This is a genomic window from Pseudomonas sp. SF2, assembly GCF_036858055.1.
Classification (GTDB): domain Bacteria; phylum Pseudomonadota; class Gammaproteobacteria; order Pseudomonadales; family Pseudomonadaceae; genus Aquipseudomonas.
In genome coordinates this window covers 1-603 of record NZ_JAMBDI010000091.1, presented here as the reverse complement: position 1 = coordinate 603, position 603 = coordinate 1, and the positions used below count along the sequence as shown (strand labels likewise).

Genomic DNA, 603 nt, shown 5'->3' with positions numbered 1-603 from the left:
TGTCGATAACCCCTACAGCCTCTACCAACTCCAGCGCCGACTTTTTTATTGAGAGATAATCCTATGGCAACCATATGGCTATTCAACCCCAAAACAAAAACCGACATAGATCCAAAAATCTCAGGACAACTGGTTGGAACAACGAGTTCCCTTCTGCGCTTGCGGAACCCATGGGTTACTGACTCTGTATTCATGGGTAAGATGTACACCGCAATGTGTATAGCCACAGCTTTTTTTGCCTATCCACCCCTTCTAGATGACTCGACAAATTATGAACTTGATGGCGCCTACGCATTTCTTGCCATGCAGATTATTTTGCCGTTTATTTTCACACCCTTTTTAGCCTACAGAATATTTTTCATAAGAAATCTCTCAGACATCCACCTGAACAGGCTAACAAAAAAGATCTATTACAACCGAATAGGAAAGGTGTTTACCTTTGACTGGTACAACATCAGAGGCGGCTTGTTCAAACGTAGAGAATTCGGTGGTTCTTCCTTCAGCACGAGCTATGCCCTCGCCTTCGCCCCTCGCCGAGAGGACGGTAGCCTCCACCAGAAAGACTGCCTGTGGGTCGACAGCAACGAACCCACCGAACCCGGC

At 46.6% G+C, this 603-nt stretch carries 1 pseudogene; it reads left to right on the top strand.

Annotated elements, in window-relative coordinates:
- Positions 1 to 63: 63 nt before the first annotated feature.
- Positions 64 to 603 (top strand): annotated as a pseudogene (locus tag M2S36_RS25005) (hypothetical protein); the annotation flags it as partial.